Annotated in this window: 3 protein-coding genes and 1 pseudogene; all 4 read left to right on the top strand. The window is 41.9% G+C overall.

All coding sequences use genetic code 11. The features are described from left to right. Positions 1–205: pseudogene (locus tag ACHUFZ_RS21095) on the top strand (hypothetical protein); the annotation flags it as partial. Next, positions 154–588 (top strand): GNAT family N-acetyltransferase, encoded by a 435-nt coding sequence (locus tag ACHUFZ_RS21100; protein WP_263180680.1) that lies wholly within the window; start codon positions 154–156, stop codon positions 586–588. The pseudogene ACHUFZ_RS21095 and the gene ACHUFZ_RS21100, both read left to right, overlap by 52 nt. Positions 589–1,330: 742 nt before the next feature. Then, complete coding sequence (locus ACHUFZ_RS21105; protein WP_004413717.1) at positions 1,331–1,570, top strand: hypothetical protein; 240 nt, start codon at positions 1,331–1,333, stop codon at positions 1,568–1,570. A 745-nt stretch (positions 1,571–2,315) separates the two neighbouring features. Beyond that, on the top strand, positions 2,316–2,915 hold the full coding sequence (locus ACHUFZ_RS21110; RefSeq protein WP_394128697.1) for a cytochrome c oxidase assembly factor Coa1 family protein: 600 nt from the start codon (positions 2,316–2,318) through the stop codon (positions 2,913–2,915). The last annotated feature ends 187 nt before the right edge of the window (positions 2,916–3,102 follow it).

Here is a 3,102-nt window from a genome sequence, read left to right on the forward strand (position 1 = left end):
TGTGGTAAAACATAACAAACAATTCAACAGTGATTCGCAACGCTTGGCGCTCTCACTTCGGGTTGAGTTTAGTGTTTTCGGCGCAATGTTGAAGTTCAGTGTTTGCGCTGCTCACACGTTAATTGGGCGTTATGTGTTGCCAGAGGAAAAGGTATGGAAGTACAGCTTAAAATCGGTAGCGACCCCTTATTCGCAGAGTCTTTAACCAAGACAAATATGGCAAGTTACTATCTAACTCGTGGGATTATCTGGGATCACAATCAGTTTCTAAACAGTTGGGAAGAACTAGAAAACTACGAGATTCACCTAAACCAAACTCGTGTAGGTGTTCTTCGTTTTAGCTATAGTGGCGAAACGACCTATCTGAGAGACTTTCAGCTTTTACGGGAGTTTCAAGGTAAAGGAGTTGGGACTAAGTGCCTTGATCTAGTCGTAGGGCATGCACTCAATCGCCAATCCACTAAGCTCGTTCTACGTGTGTTTAGTGAAAACCCAGCAATCAATCTGTATGAGTCCAAAGGCTTTGTTAGAACATCTGAAGTCAAAGGGTTGGTGGAAATGGAAGTCCCTTTAAGTTCAAACACATAACAATAAATTTAAGAGTGATTCACAACGCTCGGCGCTTTCACTTCAAGCCAGTTTAGTGTTTATGGCACAATGCTTTAGGTAAGGTGTCAGCGTTGTTCACACCTTAATTTGGCGTTATGTTTACTTGTAATTCAAAGCGTTAAAGGTCTTAGGCTCTAGTCCTTTGTCCCTTAGACAATTCATCCCTAGTAGACTCAGCAAATCAGTATTGTCGACCTAAATTCTTGAATCTCTCAGCCCTTAAAACATGCCGATGTTCGTGGGTTGCTTCATTGTCAGGTCGTGGCGGTCGGTTTCTTGTTTAACTGGCTTAAAGTCGCTTTGAAGTTCTTTGCCAATCAGCATTCCGGCTTGGCAGTTGTCTCGGCAATTCAGCCTTGTTTTGCGCTTTGGTTGGAAAGATAGGGTGTTTGTTGAAGCTAAGTCGGGTTGCCTCATTGGGAAGGGAAGTGGAATTACACGTTTTAGGTTGGTCGCCTTTGGCTGTCAAGTAGGCTCTAGCCTTGTGGGTGGGCTAAGAAAACTAGCTTAAAATAGCAGTTCTTTCTCAATTAAGTCAGTAACTTGTGGTAAAACATAACAAACAATTCAACAGTGATTCGCAACGCTTGGCGCTCTCACTTCGGGTTGGGTTTAGTGTTTACGGCGCAGTGGTTTAGTCCAGTGTTTGCGCTGCTCACACGTTAATTGGGCGTTAGTTTGCTCCGAAAAATCTAGAATTCAGTATTAAAGGAGAGTGCATATGGAAGAGTCAGTTTTGGCATTTTTTCGAATGTTAGGTTCCTTGTTAAAGACAATTGTTCAGTTAATCATTATTGAGCGTATTGGTTACGGTGTAGGTTGGGTAGTATCGAAAGCGGTTACATTCGGGCGCTTCCCATCTTCAGAGGTAACGGAATCAGAACGCGGAAAAGTCAGCTATATTGGGCTTGCTAGTATTGCTTTAGTTCTTCTAGGAATCGCTGTATTCAATGGTATGTAGCGTGAGTTTGGTTACGCAACTAACAATAAATTCAAGCAGATTCGCAACGCTTGGCATTTTCAGTTTGAATCGACTTAAGTGTTTACGGCACAATGGTTTAGGTTAGGTGGTGGCGTTGCTCACTACTTAATTTGGCGTTATGTTTACTTTAAATTCAAAGGCTTAAAGTTTTTAGGCTCTAGTTCTTTGTCCCTTTGATAATTCGTCCCTAGTAGACTCAGAAAATCAGTATTGTCGGCCTAAGTTCTTGAACCACTCAGCCCGTAAAACATGCTAATGTTCGTGGGTTGCTTCATTGTCAGGTCGTGGCGGTTGGCTTCTTGTTTAACTGGCTTAAAGTCGCTTTTGGATTCTTAGCCAATCAGCATTTCGGCTTGGCAGTTGCCTTGGCAATTTGCCATTGTCTTGCGCCTCGGTTGGAAAGACAGGGAGCTTGTTGAAAGTTAGTTGGGTTGCCTCATTGGGCAGGGAAGTGGAATAACTCGTTTCTAGTTGGTCGCCTTTGGCGGCCAAGTTGGTTTCAGCCTTGTGGTTTACTTCAGAAAACTAGCTAGAAATATCAGTTCTTTCTCAAGTAAATCATGTGTTTGTGGTAAAACATAACAAGCAATTCAAGCTGATTCGCAACGCTCGGCACTTTCGGTTTCAATTGGTTTGGTGATTACGGTGCAATGTTTTAGTAAGGTAGCAGCGTTGCTCACAACTTAATTGGGCGTTATGTGCCCGAATAGGATTAGTGGAATATATGGATAATAGTAAAGAAGTCCCTGAACAGATTAAAGGTTGGAATTGGGGCGCGTTTGCATTCAATTGGATATGGGGTATTCGCTTTCGTACCTATCGAGCACTGTTGGTTTTTGTGCCGTTCGTTAACATTGCGATGCCATTTATTCTTGGTTTCAAAGGCAATGAGTGGGCTTGGAAGCATAACCAATGGAGTAGTGTTGAAGAGTTTAAAAACTCTCAAAGGAAGTGGTCTGTTGCAGCTGCGATAATGCTGGCCTGTGGTGTTATCTTGGCATTCATCTTCTCTATAAGCATGAATAGCTCATTTGAAGAGTCTGGTTCAACTAAGCTAGCGCTTAGCACTCTAGAGAGTTCGGACAAGTTTCACGCAAATATTGGTACGCCTTACGACATTGACTTAGTCCAAGGAATCATTCGAGGGTATGAAGTTTCTGGTTCTGCTGATATGCAGTACGAGATCGAAGGTCCGAAAGGTGATGGCCTATTTGAGTTCAAAGCCGAATTAAGTGAAAGTATATGGCGGTTAACTTGCTTGGAAATTACATATTTACCTAGCCAAGAACTCGAAATTCTAGCGCCTTGTGAAAAAGGCACATAACAATAAATTTAAGCAGATTCGCAACGCTTGGCATTTTCAGTTTGAATCAACTTTAGTGTTTACGGCACAATCGTTTAGGTTAGGTGGTGGCGTTGCTCACTACTTAATTTGGCGTTATGTGATTATAATGAGGATACAATATGACATTAAAATATTTCTTATGTTGGTGTAAATTTAAAAAAATAAA

The organism is Vibrio hepatarius (assembly GCF_043642085.1).
GTDB lineage: Bacteria > Pseudomonadota > Gammaproteobacteria > Enterobacterales > Vibrionaceae > Vibrio > Vibrio hepatarius_C.

Bases quoted from the DNA above. Each gene is read 5' to 3' on its own strand.
- ACHUFZ_RS21100 (WP_263180680.1), top strand. From the start codon at position 154: ATGGAAGTACAGCTTAAAATCGGTAGCGACCCCTTATTCGCAGAGTCT.
- ACHUFZ_RS21105 (WP_004413717.1), top strand. From the start codon at position 1,331: ATGGAAGAGTCAGTTTTGGCATTTTTTCGAATGTTAGGTTCCTTGTTA.
- ACHUFZ_RS21110 (WP_394128697.1), top strand. From the start codon at position 2,316: ATGGATAATAGTAAAGAAGTCCCTGAACAGATTAAAGGTTGGAATTGG.